14 protein-coding genes are annotated in these 17,766 nt (G+C 70.7%); 7 read left to right on the forward strand and 7 right to left on the reverse strand.

Annotation, left to right across the window (positions count from 1 at the left end; translation table 11 throughout):
• The 3 genes from AB0L64_RS33870 (at nt 1) to AB0L64_RS33880 (ending at nt 3,509) form a co-directional block, all read left to right on the forward strand.
• Nucleotides 1-1,032, forward strand: a complete 1,032-nt coding sequence (locus tag AB0L64_RS33870; protein WP_363716882.1) for an ABC transporter permease — start codon at nt 1-3, stop codon at nt 1,030-1,032.
• Complete coding sequence (locus tag AB0L64_RS33875) at nt 1,029-2,027, forward strand: ABC transporter ATP-binding protein (protein WP_363716884.1); 999 nt, start codon at nt 1,029-1,031, stop codon at nt 2,025-2,027. The genes AB0L64_RS33870 and AB0L64_RS33875 overlap by 4 nt, the downstream gene beginning before the upstream one ends.
• A gap of 90 nt (nt 2,028-2,117) precedes the next feature.
• Nucleotides 2,118-3,509, forward strand: a complete 1,392-nt coding sequence (locus AB0L64_RS33880) for a GH1 family beta-glucosidase (RefSeq protein WP_363716888.1) — start codon at nt 2,118-2,120, stop codon at nt 3,507-3,509.
• Between the two features lie 44 nt (nt 3,510-3,553).
• Here AB0L64_RS33880 and AB0L64_RS33885 read toward each other — a convergent pair whose 3' ends face one another.
• Nucleotides 3,554-4,012, reverse strand: coding sequence for a hypothetical protein (locus tag AB0L64_RS33885; RefSeq protein WP_363716890.1), 459 nt, complete (start codon nt 4,010-4,012; stop codon nt 3,554-3,556).
• A 206-nt stretch (nt 4,013-4,218) separates the two neighbouring features.
• Here AB0L64_RS33885 and AB0L64_RS33890 point away from each other — a divergent pair, with 206 nt between their 5' ends.
• Complete coding sequence (locus AB0L64_RS33890) at nt 4,219-5,184, forward strand: hypothetical protein (protein WP_363716892.1); 966 nt, start codon at nt 4,219-4,221, stop codon at nt 5,182-5,184.
• Between the two features lie 28 nt (nt 5,185-5,212).
• On the opposite strand, the gene AB0L64_RS33895 is transcribed toward AB0L64_RS33890, so the two are convergent.
• The 3 genes from AB0L64_RS33895 to AB0L64_RS33905 form a co-directional block, all read right to left on the reverse strand.
• Nucleotides 5,213-5,662 (reverse strand): hypothetical protein, encoded by a 450-nt coding sequence (locus AB0L64_RS33895; protein WP_363716894.1) that lies wholly within the window; start codon nt 5,660-5,662, stop codon nt 5,213-5,215.
• A 10-nt stretch (nt 5,663-5,672) separates the two neighbouring features.
• Complete coding sequence (locus AB0L64_RS33900; RefSeq protein ID WP_363716896.1) at nt 5,673-6,107, reverse strand: hypothetical protein; 435 nt, start codon at nt 6,105-6,107, stop codon at nt 5,673-5,675.
• A gap of 217 nt (nt 6,108-6,324) precedes the next feature.
• Nucleotides 6,325-9,021 (reverse strand): LuxR C-terminal-related transcriptional regulator, encoded by a 2,697-nt coding sequence (locus AB0L64_RS33905; protein WP_363716898.1) that lies wholly within the window; start codon nt 9,019-9,021, stop codon nt 6,325-6,327.
• Between the two features lie 245 nt (nt 9,022-9,266).
• Between AB0L64_RS33905 and AB0L64_RS33910 the strand changes: the two genes are divergently transcribed.
• Nucleotides 9,267-11,972 (forward strand): LuxR C-terminal-related transcriptional regulator, encoded by a 2,706-nt coding sequence (locus AB0L64_RS33910; RefSeq protein WP_363716900.1) that lies wholly within the window; start codon nt 9,267-9,269, stop codon nt 11,970-11,972.
• Between the two features lie 280 nt (nt 11,973-12,252).
• On the forward strand, nt 12,253-12,963 hold the full coding sequence (locus tag AB0L64_RS33915; RefSeq protein ID WP_363716902.1) for a hypothetical protein: 711 nt from the start codon (nt 12,253-12,255) through the stop codon (nt 12,961-12,963).
• Here the strand turns inward: AB0L64_RS33915 and AB0L64_RS33920 are convergent, their stop codons facing one another.
• Nucleotides 12,964-14,262, reverse strand: a complete 1,299-nt coding sequence (locus AB0L64_RS33920) for a hypothetical protein (protein WP_363716904.1) — start codon at nt 14,260-14,262, stop codon at nt 12,964-12,966. It lies immediately after the preceding gene.
• A gap of 207 nt (nt 14,263-14,469) precedes the next feature.
• Between AB0L64_RS33920 and AB0L64_RS33925 the strand changes: the two genes are divergently transcribed.
• The gene (locus tag AB0L64_RS33925; RefSeq protein ID WP_363716906.1) at nt 14,470-14,955 is read left to right on the forward strand and encodes a hypothetical protein; all 486 of its coding nucleotides are present in this window, start codon (nt 14,470-14,472) and stop codon (nt 14,953-14,955) included.
• An 87-nt stretch (nt 14,956-15,042) separates the two neighbouring features.
• Here the strand turns inward: AB0L64_RS33925 and sulP are convergent, their stop codons facing one another.
• Nucleotides 15,043-16,815 (reverse strand): sulfate permease, encoded by a 1,773-nt coding sequence (gene sulP / locus AB0L64_RS33930; RefSeq protein ID WP_363716908.1) that lies wholly within the window; start codon nt 16,813-16,815, stop codon nt 15,043-15,045.
• A gap of 18 nt (nt 16,816-16,833) precedes the next feature.
• A complete protein-coding gene (locus tag AB0L64_RS33935; protein WP_363716910.1) occupies nt 16,834-17,763 on the reverse strand; it encodes a PPK2 family polyphosphate kinase in 930 nt (309 codons plus the stop codon).
• Between the last annotated feature and the right edge of the window lie 3 nt (nt 17,764-17,766).

A 17,766-nucleotide genomic window follows, 5' to 3' on the forward strand; every position in this document is an offset into this window, starting at 1 on the left:
ATGTCCGCACCAGCCACCACCATCACCGCGGTCACGCCCGAAGGCCCTGAGGTCGCGGCGGCGCCCGCGAAACGCCGCCGGCTGCGGTTCGTCGCGAACCCGAAGGCCGCGACCGGCCTGGTCGTGCTCGCGTTCTTCTGCCTGATCGCGATCATCGGCCCGTGGGTCGCGCCGTACGACCCGTCCGCCCGCAGCAGCGACCTGATCCAGGCGCCGTCCGGCAAGCACTGGTTCGGCACCACGCACCTCGGGCAGGACATCTTCAGCCAGGTGCTCGTCGGCACCCGCGGCGTGATGTTCGTCGGCCTGCTGGCCGGCCTCGTCGCGACCGCGCTGTCGATCCTGATCGGCGTCAGCGCGGGCTTCCTCGGCGGCGCCGCGGACGACAGCCTGTCCGCGCTGTCCAACGTTTTCCTGGTGATTCCGGCGCTCCCGTTGATCATCATCGTCGCGTCCACGATCCCGTCGGCCGGCGACCTGATGGTTGCCTTGGTCATCGGTTTCACGTCCTGGGCCTGGGGCGCGCGGGTGCTGCGGGCGCAAACGCTGTCCTTGCGCCGGCGCGACTACGTCGAGGCCGCGCGGGCGACCGGCGAGAGCACCTGGCGGATCATCACCTTCGAGATCATGCCGAACCTGACCGCGATCATCGCCTCCGGTTTCGTCGGCACCGTGATCTTCGCGGTGATGTCCGAGATCACGCTGGCGTTCATCGGCATCTCCACGATCTCGGAGTGGAACTGGGGAACCATCCTGTTCTGGGCGCAGAGCCAGCAGGCGCTTGCCCAGGGTGCCTGGTGGTGGTTCGTCCCGGCCGGTCTGGCGATCGCGGTCCTCGGCACGGCGCTGTCGCTGATCAACTTCGGCATCGACGAGTTCGTCAGCCCCCGGCTGCGCAGCAGCGGCCGCACCCGGGTGAAGACCAAGGACGGCCACTCGGTGCGGATGCGGGTCGGCTTCACGCCGGTGCTGTCGTCGAAACAGGCGCCGGTGACGCCCGTCGTACGCCGCCGTGAGGAGGAGGTCGCGTGAAGACGCCGGTGCTGGAGATCAAGAACTTCCACGTCGACTACGGCCTCGGTGACGAAGCCGTGCAGGCGGTCCGTGACGTCAACCTGACGCTGCACCGCGGCGAGGTCCTCGGCCTGGCCGGCGAGAGCGGCAGCGGGAAGTCGACGCTGGCGTACGGCGTGACGCGGCTGCTGCCGCCGCCCGGCGTGATCAGCGGCGGGTCGGTGGTCTACCACCCGCCGTCTGGCGACCCGTACGACGTGATGGCGCTGACCGACGCGGAACTGCGGAGATTCCGCTGGGCGGAGACGTCGATCGTGTTCCAGGGCGCGATGAACTCGCTGAACCCGGTGCACAAGGTCTCCACCCAGATGCTCGACGTGATCAAGGCGCACGAGCCACAGCTGTCCCCGCAGGCCCGGATCGCCAGGGCTCAGGAAATGCTGAAACTCGTCGGGATTTCCGCGGACCGGATGGACGCGTACCCGCACCAACTGTCCGGCGGTATGCGGCAGCGCGTGATGATCGGGATGGCGCTCGTGCTCGAGCCGCAGGTCGTGATCATGGACGAGCCGACCACCGCGCTGGACGTGGTGATGCAGCGGCAGATCCTCGCGCAGCTGGTCGAGCTGCGCGAGCGGCTCGGGTTCTCGGTGCTGTTCATCACCCACGACCTGTCGCTGCTGGTCGAGTTCTCGGACCGGATCGCGATCATGTACGGCGGGCGCATCGTCGAGGAAGCCCGCTCCAAGGAGCTCTACACCGACAGCCTGCACCCCTACAGCGAAGGCCTGCTGAAGTCTTTCCCCGCCCTGCGCGGCGAACGGCGCGAGCTCTCCGGGATCCCCGGTTCACCACCCGATCTGCGCGGTATGCCGTCGGGCTGCTCGTTCCATCCGCGATGCCCACAAGCGTTCGAGCGCTGCTCGGCGGAGATCCCGGTCCTGGAGATCCCGTCGGCCCGCAAGGACCCCAACCGATCTGTCGCATGCTGGCTCCCCGGCCGCACAGCCTAGAAAGGCAACCATGAACGAGCGAAGCGAGTTCATCATCGAGCACAGCGCATCTCGAGCCTCATCCGCGCCCGGAGCGAAGCGAGGACGTGGATGAGCACTCCTGAGACCCTCGTCGGAGGGTTCCCGTCCGGCTTCCGGTGGGGTGTCGCAACCTCGGCGTACCAGATCGAGGGTGCGGTGAGCGCGGACGGCCGGACGCCGTCGATCTGGGACACGTTCTGCCGGGTTCCGGGAGCGATCGACAACGGCGACACCGGCGACATCGCCTGCGACCACTACCACCGGATGCCGGCGGACGTGGCCCTGATCAAGGACCTCGGCCTCGACACGTACCGCTTCTCGGTGGCTTGGCCCCGGGTCCAGCCGCGCGGCAAGGGCCCGGTGAACGCAGCCGGGATCGGCTTCTACGACCGGCTGGTCGACGAGTTGCTTGCCCAGGGCATCGACCCGTGGGTGACGCTGTACCACTGGGACCTGCCGCAGGAGCTCGAGGACGCGGGCGGCTGGCCGGTGCGCGACACGGCGTACCGGTTCGCCGAGTACGCGATGCTGGTGTTCGACGCGTTGCAGGACCGGGTGACCACCTGGACCACGCTGAACGAGCCGTGGTGCTCGGCGATGCTCGGCTACGCGTACGGCCTGCACGCCCCGGGCCGGCGGGAGTACCCGGCCGCCATCGCCGCGGTCCACCACCTGCTGCTCGGCCACGGGCTCGCGACCCAGCAGATGCGCGCGGCCGCACCGCGCAAGCTCGACATCGGGATCACGCTCAACGTCGCGACGGCGTACCCGGCCTCGGACGCCGCACCGGACGTCGACGCGGCGCGACGGGCGGACGGGATGGGCCGGCGGATCTACCTCGACCCGCTCGTCCACGGGCACTACCCGGCCGACGTGGTCGCGGACCTCGCCCGCGAAGGGGTCGAGCTGCCGATCGAGGACGGCGACCTGGAGATCATCGCGGCGCCGATCGACGTGCTCGGCGTGAACTACTACTTCAGCCAGAAGTTCACCGGGTACGCCGAGGACGGCAGCACCGTCGACGGCAACGGCCTTCCGGTGAGCCGCGACGTGCCGCTGGGCCGGCCACGCACCGCGATGGACTGGGAGATCGTCCCCGAGGGATTCACCGACCTGCTGCTCGGCATCGCCCGCGACTATCCCGGCCTGCCGATGGTCATCACCGAGAACGGCTCCGCCTTCGACGACGTGGCCGACGAGAACGGGTACGTCGACGACACCGGCCGGACGGCGTACTTCACGTCCCACCTGGGCGCCGTGGCCGATGCGATCGCGCAGGGCGCCGACATCCGCGGGTACCTGGCCTGGTCGTTGATGGACAACTTCGAATGGGCCTACGGCTACGTCAAGCGCTTCGGCATCGTCCGGGTCGACTACGAAACCCAGACCCGGACGCCGAAACAGAGCGCGCTCCACCTGAAGCAACTCGCCGCACTCCACCGGGTCGGCCGAACGGCGTGACCTGAGATCCCACGGGCCGGCGTCACCGGCCCGTGGAGCGGCGCCTACTCCTTGATCTCGCGGCCGTGGACGGTCAGCGCCCAGATGATCAGGATGTCCATCAGGATCATGATGCCCGACCAGAACGGGTGCGCGGCCAGGAATCCGACGTTCACGATCGCGCTCGCCATCGCCACCAGGACGCCGACGATCCGGGCCCACAGCTGGCCGGCGAACACCGCGATACCGGCGCCCGCGACGATGGCGCCGCCGATGATGTGCACCCAGCCCCAGACCGTGTAGGAGACCTGCACGGTGAGGTGCGACTTGTCGACCTGGAAGTAGCCGTCCTCGAACAGGGCGACGAAACCCTGGAGCACGTGGAAGATGCCGAGCAGCACCATGATCACGCCGGCGAACGCGATCCAGCCGACCCAGGCCGACATCGCCGTGGGCTGGACGTGGTACGGCTTCTCCGGCTCAGCCACGTCGGCGGTTTCGTGCGGTCTCGTGGAATGCGACATGGCAGGTCTCCCCTCGACGGAATCCTCGGCTCCAGCCTTCGCCCCGTCGGCCGCGCGTGCCTCATCCGGCGAGGATGAGGCAGGTCAGGCGGGGAGGTGACAGGTTCCTGAGGGTGAGTGAGACGCCACGGCGATCCGGTGCCGACCAGCCCGGGGCCGGCGGACCACGCAGCGTGGGCCGGCTGGTCTGGTGGTGTTGTGCCTGCGTGACGGCCGGTATCGGGATCCTCTGCATCTTCGCCTGGTGGGGGTGGTCGGCCGCGGTCGTGCTGGTGGCGTTCGGCACGCTGGTGGCGGCCGTCGTCGCGTCGTCGGTCTGGTCGGGCGACGACGTCCAGGGGGCGGGTCGCAAGATCGCCAAGACGACAGGCGCCGGCGCCGTCCTCGGCCCCGCCGTAGCCGGCCTGATCGCAGCCTTCGGCTCCGCCGGCCTCCTGATCGCCCTGATCCTCGCGGTGACAATGCCCTCACTCACAGCCCTCGTACGCGCACGCTGGTTCCCACCAGCCCGGCCGGACGACACAGAGCCCCACGGAGCACTGCCCGACGAGACCCAGCCCGGCGACACATGGCCCGACGAGGCACAGTACGGCGGGCCGAAGCCGAGCGAGACCCAGGCGAGCGACGCACAGCCCGGCGAGACACTGCCGGACGAGACACTGCCCGGCGAGACGCGGCCACACCACGCACAGTCCGGCGGGACGCAGCCCGGCGAGGCGCGGCCGCACGAGGCACAGTCCGGCGAGACCCACGCGAACGACGCGCAGCCCGACGACGCGCAGCCCGGCGACGCGCAGCCGGACGACGCGCAGCCCGGCGAGACTCAGCCGGGTCAGGAGCAGCCCGGCGGGACCCAGGTGAACGACGCGCAGCCGGGCGAGGTGTGGCCGGTGGGGGGTCGGGCGGGGGACGCGCCGCCGTCGGGGGCGGCGGCGGAGCTTGCGCGGCTGGATGACGAGGCGCTTTGTCTGGAGTGGCGTCGGAGCTTCTTCCGGTTGGAGGCTGCTTCGACGGCGGGTGCGCGGCTGGCCGTGGTCCAGGAGCGGCAGCGGTATCTCGACGAGCTGCACCGGCGATCGCCGGACGGGCTGGCTGCCTGGTTCGCCTCGGGTGCGCGAGCCTCCGGCGACCCGCTGCCGTACGTCGACGAGACTCGGCGCCGGATCGAGTGACCCGGCGCCGGCCCTGAACCCTCCAGGTCTAGACCTGCGGACCTTGGGCGCTGCTCCAGGGAGCGTCGCCGACGCCGCCCAGGCGGTCCCGGACGTCGGACCACCGCGCGGTGAGGGCCCACAGCACGACCACGTCCAGCGCGATCATCAGCAGCGACCAGACCGGGTAGGCGCCGAACGAGGCGATCTGCGAGACGGCGTGCAGGCAGACCACCACGATCGCGGCGATCCGCGACCAGCCGGTGGCGGCCAGCAGGCCGCCGCCGACGGCCATCAGGAGCAGGCCGGAGATCAGCAGGACCCACCCCCAGGCGGTCGTGTTCACGACGACGAAGTGCTCCGGTTTCGCGGCCAGCCGGTCATCGGCGAACCACGCGACGAACGCCTGGAAGACGTTCACCAGGCCGATCACCATCAGCATCGCGCCGGCGAACACGACGAACCCGGACAGCGCCATCCCTTTCCGTTCGGCGGCCATCGGCGTCGACTCAGGCCTTCACGTCGCGACCGTGCACGGCCAGTGCCCAGATCACGAAGACGTCGACGGCGATCACCATGATCGCCCAGAACGGGTAGTACGGCATGAAGGTGAAGTTGGCGAATGCGCTCAGCACCGCCAGGATGATGCCGACCACCCGCGCCCAGGTCTGTCCGGCCATCACCGCGAAGCCGGCCAGCGCCACCAGCGCACCGCCGATCAGGTGGATCCAGCCCCAGGCGGTGGCGTCGAACTGGAACAGGTAGTTGCGGGTGGCGACGTAGAACTCGTTCTCGAAGAGCGCCACCAGGCCGGAGAACGCCTGGAAGGATCCGGCCATGATCATCATGACGCCGGCGAACAGGACGAAACCGACCGCCCAGCTGCTGGCCTCGTGTTCCTCGCCCGCGGCGTCGTAGTGCGATGCTGCTGCCCCTTGGGTCACTGTCGTTCACTCCCTGGGTGTGTTGGGTCATCACGGTCCGGAGTCCGGCGGCCACAACGGCCTGTCGGTTCCCCGGCCCGGTAGTCGGACGATGCGCCGGGCCGCGCGGACCTGCATCACCCGCTCCGGACGATCTGGTCCCGAAACGCCGCGACCGAGCGGTGGCCGACGCCTCAGGCCGGGATCAGGCCGGGATCAGGCCGGGATCAGGCCGGGATCAGGCCGGGATCAGGCTGAGCGCCCGGGCACGGCGTACGGCCTCGTTGCGCCGTGACACGGCGAGCTTGCGGAGAATGTTGCGGATGTGGGTGCGCACGGTGTTGACCGACACGTACATCTCCAGCGCGATCTCCTCGGTGGTGAGCAGCTCGGACAGGTGACCGAGCACCTCCATCTCCTTCGGCGTGAGCGGCTCGATGATCGGCTCGGCGTTCGCGTGGCCGGGAGCCGGACCGGTGCGGATCCGGACCGTCCTGGTCCGGGGGCCGAGGACGGGCCGCAGCCAGGGGTTCTGGCCGACCAGCTCCGGGTCGGACTCGAGCAGCTGCCGGACGGCCGGGGCCGCCTCCCAGAACGGCCGGCGCAGTTCCTCCGGCCGGGCCAGGCGGACGGCGTCGGCGACCGCGGTTCGCGCGCGGCCGGACTCCCCGCAGTGCAACTCGTACGCCGCCTCCAGCAGCCGGGCGCCGACCGTGGCCTGCAGCGGCATCTCGTTGCCCTGAGCAAGAATGCGGGAGACCGACGCCGCGACACCGGTCCAGTTCTCGCGCTGCAGATGCGCCTGACCGAGCACGAGGGTGCCGACGGCGTCGGTGCGGTCGTCCAGACGCTCGATCATCCGTGCTGCCTCGTCGGGCCAACCCTGGGCGACCTTCAGCTTGGCCGCTTCGACCTGGAGCGGGCGTGCGGGCCAGCCGATGTCGACGCCGGTCCGGTCGGCGGCCGCCTCGACCAGGGCCATGGCCTCGTCGAGCGCTCCGCGAGCCTCGAGCAGACGCGCCTGCACCACGGCCGCCTGGGCTTGCAGGACGGGTTCGTCGCACCCGTCGAACGACCGCATCGCCGCTCTGACGTGGTCGTCGCCGGCCCGGAGCTCGTGGCGTTCGATGCTCACGCCGGCGAGGGCGATCTCGGTCGCGGCCGGAGGCCATTCCGCCGGCCCCCCTGCGTGCTCGGTGAGGGCCACCGACCGGGCCGCCCAGTCGCGAGCGTCGCGCAGCGCGCCCTCGGCGGAATCGAGCAGCGCGAGGTAGCCGAGGCACGCCGCGGTCAGGTTCTCGTATCCCGGCACCACCGCACCCACCGCGGCGACCAGCGCGGCGCGTGCCCCGGCGATGTCGCCGTCCTGCAGGAGCGCCCGCGCCTTGACGGCCCGGACCAGCAGGGCAAGCTCGGGATGGGCCGCGAGCCTCCGCCGGTCCTGCGTGCCGAGTTTCCGCTCGGCCAGGTCGGCGAGCTGCGCGGTGCGCGGATCGCCGGTCAGCGACGAGCACGCGGTCCGGACGATGTCGGCCGCCAGTTCGACGGCCTGATCGTGGTCCGATTCGGGGACCAGCGACGCACAGGCCTGCTCGAGCTCGCGGGTACACCAGGCGGTGTCACGGTCGGTCAGAGCCAGCGCGGCCCTGACCACCCTGGCGGCCGGATCGCCGACGTCGGGCGGCATCTTCCGCAGGGTCACGTACACCCCGCAGCTGTCGTCACCGAGCAGGACCGCGCCGATGGCGAGACCGTCCACGACGTACGCCGAGGCGTCGGTCCAGGCACCGGCCTCGGAGGCCAGGCCGACGGCGGCCTCGAGCAAGCCTTCCCGGGCGAACCAGTCGGCCGCCTTCTTCAGCAGCTGCTGCCGTTGCCGCGGTGACTCGTAGGCGAGTTCGGCGCGCAGCAGGTCGCGCAGGAAGGGATGGTAGCGGTACCAGCCGGGATGGTCGGGCAGCGGCTCGACGAGCACGTTGCCGGCGGACAGCGCCACGAGGGTCTGCCCGGCCGAAGGCCCGCCGAGCTCTTCGATCAGCCCGGGCTGGAGCACGTCGACGACGCTGGTCCGCAGCAGCAGCGACCGTACTTCGGCCGACTGCGTCCGGAGCATCTCGACCGACAGGTACTGGGCGATGTTGCCGCTGTCGCCGGCGAGATGGGCCACCGCCTCGTCCGGATCGTCGCTCCGCTCCAGGTACATGCTCGCGAAACGCAGGCCGACCGCCCAGCCGCGGGTCCGCCGGGTCAGCGCCGTGACGGAGTCGCTGCGCACGCTGATCCGCGACAGGTGGATCAGGCGGGCCGTCTCCGCCTCGGTGAAGGCGAGATCCGCCATCCGGATCTCGGTGATGATCCCTGCCTGGCGGTAGCGCAGCAGCGGAAGCGCGGGATCGACGCGGGTCAGGATCACCACGTGCAGGCGCTGATCGCTGTGCTGCAGCAGGAAGTCGAGGTCGCTCGACTGCTCGGCGCCGGCGATCTCGTAGCCGTCCAGCACAAGCGTCACCGGGTGCGTCCGCAGGGCCAGCGCCGAAGCGAGCTCGGTGAGCAGCTGGGAGTGGGCGTCCGCGGTGTCGTCACGGGCTCCCGGCAGGACCACGCCCTGCCGGCGAAGGGCTTCGACGACCTCGGCCAGGAACATCGCCGCCGGGACGTCTTGCTCCTCCAGCGTCAGCCAGGCAATGCCCCGCCCGGTCGCTGCCCGCCGGGCCGCAGCCCAGGCGGCAACGAGGGCGGTCTTCCCACTACCGGCCGGAGCGCTGACCAGTGTCAGCGGCAATTCGGCGCCCCGGTCCAAACGCTTGTTGAGGCGCGGCCGGTCGACGTACCGCCGCGGACGTCGCGGGATACCGAACCGAACCGCCGACAAGGGATCGACGGACCCTGCGCCGTCGACCCCAGCGGACTGCTCGGTTCCGTACTTCCCCCCCATGAGCCATACCGTGACCCCGCTGGAGCCCGAGGGCATCACCCGAAGGGGGTAATGCCGGGCGAATGCGCGTAGCATAGGGCGAGACAGGGTTGGTCGTGGGGGCGCGATTCAGACCGAGTGCCTCGTCGCGGGGGCGATGTGATCCGGGGCTACTCAGGACCAGCGCTCGGTACCCGTGCGTTTGTCCGTCGTCCAGATGGAGGGGCCTTCGGTACGGACTGCGTGCGGTCGACAGGGTCGGGGCAATGTCACCTGCTGACGCCGAACAGTTCCTTTTCGATGCCTCCGAGGCGTCGGACGTCCACCTGCTCACTACCAAGCTGGCGCGGCCGCGCGTGCCGTCGACGTACGTCGACCGCCCGCGGATCGCCGGCATGCTCGACGAGGGCACGCGGCGCGCGCTGACGGTGGTGAGCGCGGGCGCCGGCTGGGGAAAGACACTGGCGACGGCGTCATGGGCCGCGGCGCTCCCGGTCCCGGGGTCGGTGGCGTGGCTCTCGCTCGACGAGAGCGACAACCATCCGCGCTCCTTCTGGACCTCGTTCGTGGCCGCAATCCGCAGCGCCACCGAGATCCCCCGCGGGAACCCGCTGGCGGGTCTCGCGCCGGGCCTCGGGGCCAGGGAAGGCAACCATCGCCGGCTCGTCGCCGGGCTGACCGGGCTGCCGGAGCCGGTCGTCGTCGTCCTCGACGACTTCCAGATCGTGCGCGAACCGGCGGTGCTCACCGGGATCGCCGAGCTGCTGCGGCACCCACCCGAGCAGTTGCGACTGGTGCTGCTGTCGAGGGCGGTTCCCGCACTTCCGCTGCGCCGCCTCGAACTCAGGGGCGAGCTGGCCGAGATCCGCTCCCATGACCTCGCCTTCGACGTCCCCGAGGCGCTGGCGCTGTTCGCCGCCGACGGCGTCCCGATCGAGCCGGACGAGGCACGGTTGCTCGTCGACCGGACCGAAGGCTGGCCGGCCGGGCTCCAGCTGGCGGCCTACTTCCTCAAACGCGGAGGACCGGACCGGACCGCGGCGGACTTCGCCGGCAACGACCAGGCGGTGAGCGACTACCTCGTCGAGGAGGTTCTCACCAACCAGCCGCCCGAGCTCCAGCAGTTCCTGCTGCGGACCTCCGTGACCGAACGGCTGACCGGCGGTCTCGCCCAGGCGCTGACCGACGATTCCCGCGGGCAGCGCTTCCTGGAGCTGCTCGAGAGGTCGAACGCGTTCGTGGTCGGGCTGAGCCCGGACCGGCACTGGTACCGGTACCACCCGATGCTCCGGGAGATGCTGCGTCACCAGTTGACGCTCGTCGAGCCGGAGATCGTGCCCGACCTGGAACGGCGGGCCGCCCTCTGGTTCGCGGCGAACGGTCAGCCGATCGAGGCGTTGCGGCACAGCGCGGACGCGGCCGACTGGGCGCTGCTCGGCCGGCTGTTCGTCACCAGGGCCGCCCCGCTGATGGTTTCGTCCGAACGCTCGGCGGTCGCGGCGCAACTGGCCCGCATTCCGGCCGGCCGGCTCACCGAGGCCCCGGCGCTGGCCGTGGCCGCCGCGGCTCTGTGTATGCACGCCGGCCGGGTGCAGGAGATGCGTCCGCACCTGGACCGGGCCCGGGCACAGCTGGACCGGACGAGTCCGGAGGCGCGGATCGGCACCTCGATCGCGATCCATGTGTTCTCGGCCGCCGTCACGCGCTCGCGCGGAGACATCGACGCCCTGGTCGCGGACTCCGCGGCGGCGCTCGGCGAGACGTCCGGACCGGGTGCGTCGCTTCCGGCGGCCGATCAGTACCGCGCGATCGCCTTGAGCAATCTGGGCACCGGCCTGCTGTGGTGCGACGCCTTCGACGAGGCCGAGGCGCGTCTGCAGGAAGGGCTCCGGCTCACCACCGCCCATCGGCTGGACGCCTCCCGGATCAACGTCCTGGCCCATCTGGGGCTCGCCGCCGCCGTCTCCGGCCGGCTGCAACGGGGTTTCGGGTACGCCACCCAGGCCGTCGAACTCGTCGAAGCCCGCGGCTGGGAGCCGCTCCCGCAGGCCGCAACGGCGTACCTGGCGCTGTCGCTCACCCACCTTCGGTGGAACGACCTCGACGAGGCGCAGAGCCAGCTGGCCCGCGGCGCCGAGGCCGCGCGTCCGGAACTGACGGCCAGGTGCGCGGCCGGTCTGGCGCAGGCCCGTCTGTACGCGTCCCTCGGCCGGGTCGAGGCGGCGCGCGAGCAGCTGGCGCGCGTGCGCGGCGAGATCGAGCGGTGGCGGCCACCGGTTCTGCTGCAGCGGTGGTATGCCGTCACCGAGGCCGAGATCGACCTTGCGGCGGACGACCCGACGGCGGCGATCGCCAGGTTCGATGCGCCGACGGGCTATCAGCCGCCCTTCGATCGGGAGCAGACCTGCCTGGCGGAAGCGTTCCTCGCCTGCGGTGACACGCAACGCGCCGAGGCGATCCTCTCGCCGCTGCGAGTCAGCACGAACGATCCCACCGCCGCGGTGGAGGTCTGGCTGCTCACCGCGCTGTTGGCCGACCGGCAGGGTGCGACCGACCGCGCCCTCGGCGCCCTCGGCCGGGCGGTGGACGCCGCACGGCGCGAGGGCGTCCGCCGGCCGTTCCTGTTCGGGCCCACGGATCGGCTGTCGCGGCTGCTGCCGCTGACCGCGCGATGGGATCCCGAGGCCGCCGCCTTCCTGGACGAGCTGATCGCGGGCCTGGGCCTGGTCAAGCCGCCGGGCGCGCTGGTCGCCCCGACGACCGAGCCGCTGACGGACCGTGAGCTGACCGTCCTGAACTACCTGCCGACGATGATGACCAACGCAGAGATCGCGGTGGAGCTGTTCGTGTCGGTGAACACGGTGAAAGCACACCTCAAGCGGATCTTCCAGAAGCTGGGCGTGACCAGACGCCGGGACGCCGTACGGCGCGCCCGCGAGCTCGGCCTGCTGAGCAAGCGGCCCGGCCGATGATGCCGACCGGCCCGGGGTGGGCCGAGATCGTCCGCCGAGGGTGAAGCCTGCTCGGGCCGGCCGCGCCTACCGTCGGCTCACAGGTGGACTGTGCGATCGGCCGGTGGGATCGATCCGCACCCGGCCACCGCCGTCGCTCTTGGTGTCATTCTCTGAGGGGTGGGTGGCGCCAAGAGCCGGCAGCCGCAGGCTGCCGCGTCCCTGGTGATGTGGAGGGTGCCGTGGTCATCCACCGAGTCATTGACCGAGCCGATCGGCGACCTGGCGAAGGGCTGGGAACATGAGCGGGCCGACGCCGTCCCACGGCGCCGGCAGGAACCAGGGCGGCAGTTCCGCCGGCAGCACGATCTGGTCATGGTCGGCCCATCTCGCCACGGCGGCCGGCCTCGGTTGTGCGCTCGTCAGCTGGGACGTGACCACCGTCGTACTCTGCGTGGTTCTGCTCGTGCTGGTGACCGGCGTCATCGCAGCGTCCCTGTGGGCAGAGGACGGACGGCGTGCGGTGCCCCGAATCCTCCGGGTCGCTTTCAGTGGCGGGCTGGCAGCCCCGGCAGCGGTGGCGCTGATCGTCGTGCTCAAGCTCGCCGGCGTCCTGCTGGTGCTGGCACTGGTGGCGACGGCACCTCCGGTCACCTCGTTCTTCAGGGCGCGACGGGAAGCCAAGGGCGACGTTCCGGGCACCCCGCCGGGGTCGCCCGCAGCTCGCATCCCCGCGACGTCGCTCGTCGGCGGGCCCGCGGCCGAGCCGGTCATGGAGCTCGAGTCCCTCGACGACGAGGCGGTGTGTCTCGCCTGGCGGCGAAGCTTCCGCCGGCTGGAGGCAGCCGTCACGGCGGCGGAGCGTCTGGCCGTCGTCGAACAGCGGCAGCGCTATCTCGACGAACTCGACCGGCGCTCCCCGGACGGAGTCGCGGCCTGGCTCGCCGCCGGCGCGCGAGCGTCCGGCAACCCCCTGCCGTACGTCGCCGACCACCGGCGCCGGGCAAGCTGACTACTTCGCGGCGCCCGGAACGGCTTGTCCCGGAACCATCGGCGGGGCCTGGGACACCGACCTGCCCGCACCGACCAGGACCTGTACGACGGCCAGCAACCCGACGACGAGCACGAGCGACCAGAACAGCCGGGACACCGACATGTTGTTGCCCCAGAGCAGTACGACGGCGCCCACAAGGCCGGCCACCACACGCAACCATCCGGCGTTCGGCGCGACCCATCGGCCGGCGTTGCCGACCGGTCCGTCAGCGAGCGAACCACCGATGTTCTCCAGCCCGCCCCGGACCGTGCCGCGGACGGCGGATCCGTACTTGTTGGCACCGGCGAACCAGCCGACGACGATCAGGATCAGGCCCAGCCAGAGCATGACCTGCCGACCTCGGTCCAGGTAGACGAGCAGGGTGTTGTAGAAGACCCGGCTCGCCGGGCCGAACACCGTTCCGGCGAGAGCGTCGCTGAACAGCTGGCGCCCGACGGAGATGGCCAGCGCCAAGAGCAGCGCGTTCGCCGCCAGCGCCGCGCCGATCACCACCGTAGTCCGCGGACGCCGGCGGGAGAGCACGAGCGCGGCCAGATAGAGGCCGGCGACGACCACGATCAGCCACTGCGCCAACGGGTTCGCGAGGGCGTAGATGTTCTTGAGCTGCTTCAGCTGCGGCGCTTCCAGCAAGACGATCTGCTTGTCGATATTGGGGACCGGGATGTTCTGCACGATCGTGAGGCCGCGGTCGACGAGGCGTTGCTTGACCCGCTCGATGACCTCGGAGACGTCGAGGACGACCTGGTCGCCCTGGAGCTGCACGGCCCCCGACTGGTCACCGTTCAGCAGCCGTTGCAGGGATTGCTGGGCTCTGGTGTTGACCGCGGTCCAGAGGTCGGCGAACTCGTCCGAGGCGAGGAACTCCCGGACCTGGCGGTCGATCAGGCTGTTGATCGCGGCGGCCAACGGTCCGACGAGTCGTTGCAGCCGGGGCCGGTCGGTGATCACCCCGGAGAACACGTCGTTGAGGAGTGCCTCGATGTCGACCTGTTGCTGGATCGTGTCGGTCACCTTCGTCGCGATGGCGTTCTGGACCTCGGGCGAGTTCACCAGCGGCCCCACCGTGTTCACGTAGCGTGTGGTGTCGTTGAGGGTCCGCTGCCCCCAATAGGCGATGCCTGCCGGCGTCGTCAGCAAAGCCGCCAGCAGCAGGCAGATCACCACCGCGGCCGATCGGCCCCTCGACGGCCGCTCCGCAGCGGGCGCGGCGGGCGCAGGGGGCTCGGGAGCTGGCACCGTCGGGCCTGGATCGGACATGCTGCGCCTCCTCGACCGTCGTCTGAGGGATCGATCGTCTCCGCAGCAGGCAGCCCGAACCTCACCCTGCGTGGATGAAGCAGCCCAGTGCCCGCGCCGGCAGGGCCTCATCCGCGTGGGGTGAGGTGCCGGTGCGGCGACCGGGACAGCATCCAGATGAGGAGCCACCGGTTCCGGCGGCTCCCGTCGCACGAGAGGGGATCTCGAATGGCTGCGAAACGGGCCCCGGGGGCCATGGCCGGTTTGGTTGTCTTCGCGGGCGTGATGCTCGTGGTCATAGGGCTGGTCAACGTGTTCGAAGGATTCGTCGCGCTGTTCGACGACAAGCGTCTGGCCATCACGCCGGACAAGCTCATCGTCGTGGACGTGACCGGCTGGGGATGGTTCCTGCTGATCTCCGGGCTGCTCCTGCTGGCCGTCGGATGCGGCCTGCTGGCGGCGCAGACGTGGGCCAGGATCACGGCCATCATCGTCGTCGGACTGCACGTGATCCTGCAGATCGTGTCGCTCGGCGCCTACCCGGTGTGGTCACTGCTGATGATCGCGCTGGACACCGCCGTGCTGTACGCGCTCACCGCCGGGTGGAGCGGGGCGCGCGAGCGGATCGAACGGCGCGCCGAGGCCACCTGGAACGGTCAGGAGGGCGAGGTTCCGCAGTCGGCGGCCGAACAGCGCGTACCGCCGATGGGGTGAGCGTCGGCAGGCAGACTCACCCGGTCGCGTGTCCTGCCGGCAATCGAGCACGTCCGTCCGCGGACGTGCTCGATCCCTGTCCGGGACTCACCGCCGGGAGCTCTCGTCGTCGGCGTCCGGCTGCGGGTCCCGCCACTGCGCGCCGGTCTGCCGGACGTACTCCGCGACGGCGTCGTCGAGGGTCGGCAGGAAGTGCGCCGGATCGATCGTCCGGGTGAGCTCGTACCGCTCGATCTTCGCGCGCACCGGGTCCTTCATCTCCGCGAAGACCAGGGACACCCCGCGGGCGTTCAGCCAGGCGTCGAGCTCCTGCAGCATGTCGGAGGCCGTGGTGTCGACGTCGGTGATCGGCTCGGCGGCGATCACGATCCAGCGCAGGCCGGGCCGGTCGCCGGCGATCTCCCGCACCGTGTCGCTGAAGATCCGCGCGTTCGCGAAGATCAGCGGCGCGTCGAACCGGAGGACGACCAGGCCAGGCAGCAGCTGGGCGTGGGGATAGCTGACGGTGTCGTGCAGGCCGGCGATCCCGCCCACCCGGCCGAGCTCGGCCTGGTGCGGCCACCAGGCGCGGCGGAAGACGTTCAGGATGGACAGGGCCACGGCGATGCCGATGCCTGGCAGGACTCCCAGCAGGGCCACACCGAGCAGCGCCACGACGGACAGCAGGAACTCCGTACGACGCTGGTGCCACAGACGGCGCGTACCGCGGATGTCGGCCAGGGACAACGCGGCCGCGATGACGATCGCGCCGAGCGTCGGCTGCGGGACGTACTGCATCAAGGAGGTGGCGAAGACCACGACCACAGTGATCACCGCGGCGCCGACGATGCCGGTCACCTGGGACCGGGAGCCGGCCTGCTCGGCGACGGCGGTGCGGGACCCGCTGGTACTCACCGGGAAGCCCTGGAAGAAGCCGGCCGCGATGTTCGCGACGCCGATACCGACCATCTCCTGGTTACCGCGCACGCGATCGCCCTTGCGCGCGGCGAACGCCGAGGCCGTGGACATCGTGTCGGCCAGCGCGACGACGGCGATCGCGAGCGCCCCGGCGAGCAGCGGCGGCAGATCGTCCCACCCGACCGAGGGGATCGTGAAGGGCGGGAATCCTTGCGGCAGCACGCCGATCGTGTCGACGTCGTGGTCCTGCAGATCGAACGCGTTCACCACGAGGGCGGCCAGGACCACGACGACCAGGACGCTCGGCACCTTGGGCAGCAGCCGGTTCAGGAGCAGGATGCCGATCAGCGAGCCGATCCCGAGGACCGCGGCCGTCGCGTTGGCCTCGCCGTTCGCGAGCCCCGAGAAGAAGTCGCGCGTCTCGGCGATCAGCCCGTCGGCGTCGACCGAGAAACCGAAGAGCTTGTCGAGCTGGCCGACGATGATGGTCAGGGCGAGCCCGTTCAGGTAACCGATCTGGGTCGGCTTGGACAGCAGGTCCGCCACGAACCCGAGCCGGGCCACGCCGGCCACTGTCATCACCACGCCGACCATCACGGCCAGCATGGAGGCGAGCGCGACCGCACGACCCGGGTCCCCGCCGGCCAGCAGCAGCGGCGCGAGCGTCGCCGCGATCATCGGTCCGAGGGACGAGTCCGGGCCGAGCACCAGCACCCTGGAGGGCCCGAACACCGCGTACCCGAGCAGGCAAAGGATCGAGGTGTAGAGACCGGTCACCGGCGGCAGCCCGGCCAGCTCGGCGTACGCCATCCCCTGCGGCACCAGGAGGGCCGACAGGACGAGGCCGGCGACGACATCCTTCGGAAGCCACGCGCGCCGGTACGACGCGGCCACGTCCAGGCCGGGCACGTACTCGCGCCACCGGGACGGCTTCGCGTCGGGTCGAGCGGTGCCTTCGGCCATGGTCGTCGCCCTGCTCGCCTACTCGCCCGCGAACGGATCGGGCGCCGCGCCCTCGGGCGCCTGCTTCTCCAGGGCGGTCTTGATCTCCTGCAGCGCCGCCCGGGCGTCCTTGCCGACCTTCGGATAGCGGGGATCGATCTCGATCAGCGTGTTGGCGATCACGGCGGCCGCGGCGATCCGCGCGTACCACTTGCGGTCGGCGGGGATCACGTACCAGGGCGCCCACTCGGTGCTCGTCCTGGACAGCATCCGCGAGAACGCCCGCTGGTAGGAGTCCCAGTACTCGCGCTCGCGGACGTCGGCCGCGGAGAACTTCCAGTTGTGGTCGCGCAGGTCGATCCGGCGCAGGAAGCGGATCCGCTGTTCCTCGTGGGACAGGTTCAGGAAGAGCTTCACGATCTTGATGCCGTTGGCGCTGAGCATCCGCTCCCACTCGTTGATCTCGTGGTAGCGGCGCTTCCACACCCCCTTCCGGGTGCCGCGCGGGAGCTTCTGCCGGTCGAGGAGTTCCTGGTGCACGCGGACGACGAGCACCTCCTCGTAGTGCGACCGGTTGAAGATCCCGATCTGCCCGCGGGACGGCAGGCGCACCCCGTACCGCCACAGGTAGTCGTGGTCCAGCTCCTCGCTCGAGGGGACCTTGAAGCTGTGCACCGCCACCCCCTGGGGGTTGACCCCGGTCATGACGTGCCGGATCGTGCCGTCCTTCCCCGCGGCGTCCAGCGCCTGCAGGACCACCAGCACACCGTGGGTGTTGTCGGCGTACAGCCGGGACTGGTACTCGGACAGCAGTTCGGTGCCCTGGACCAGCAGTTTGCGGCCGCGCTTCTTCGAACCGATCGTTCCCTTGAAGTCCGGCGCGAAATCCCTGCCCAGCCGCACCTTCTGGCCCGGTTCGACGCGGAACGGCGCGATGAAGTCGGCGATCCGCTGTTCGCGAGATGTCATGGT

Source organism: Kribbella sp. NPDC051936 (assembly GCF_040680955.1).
GTDB lineage: Bacteria > Actinomycetota > Actinomycetes > Propionibacteriales > Kribbellaceae > Kribbella.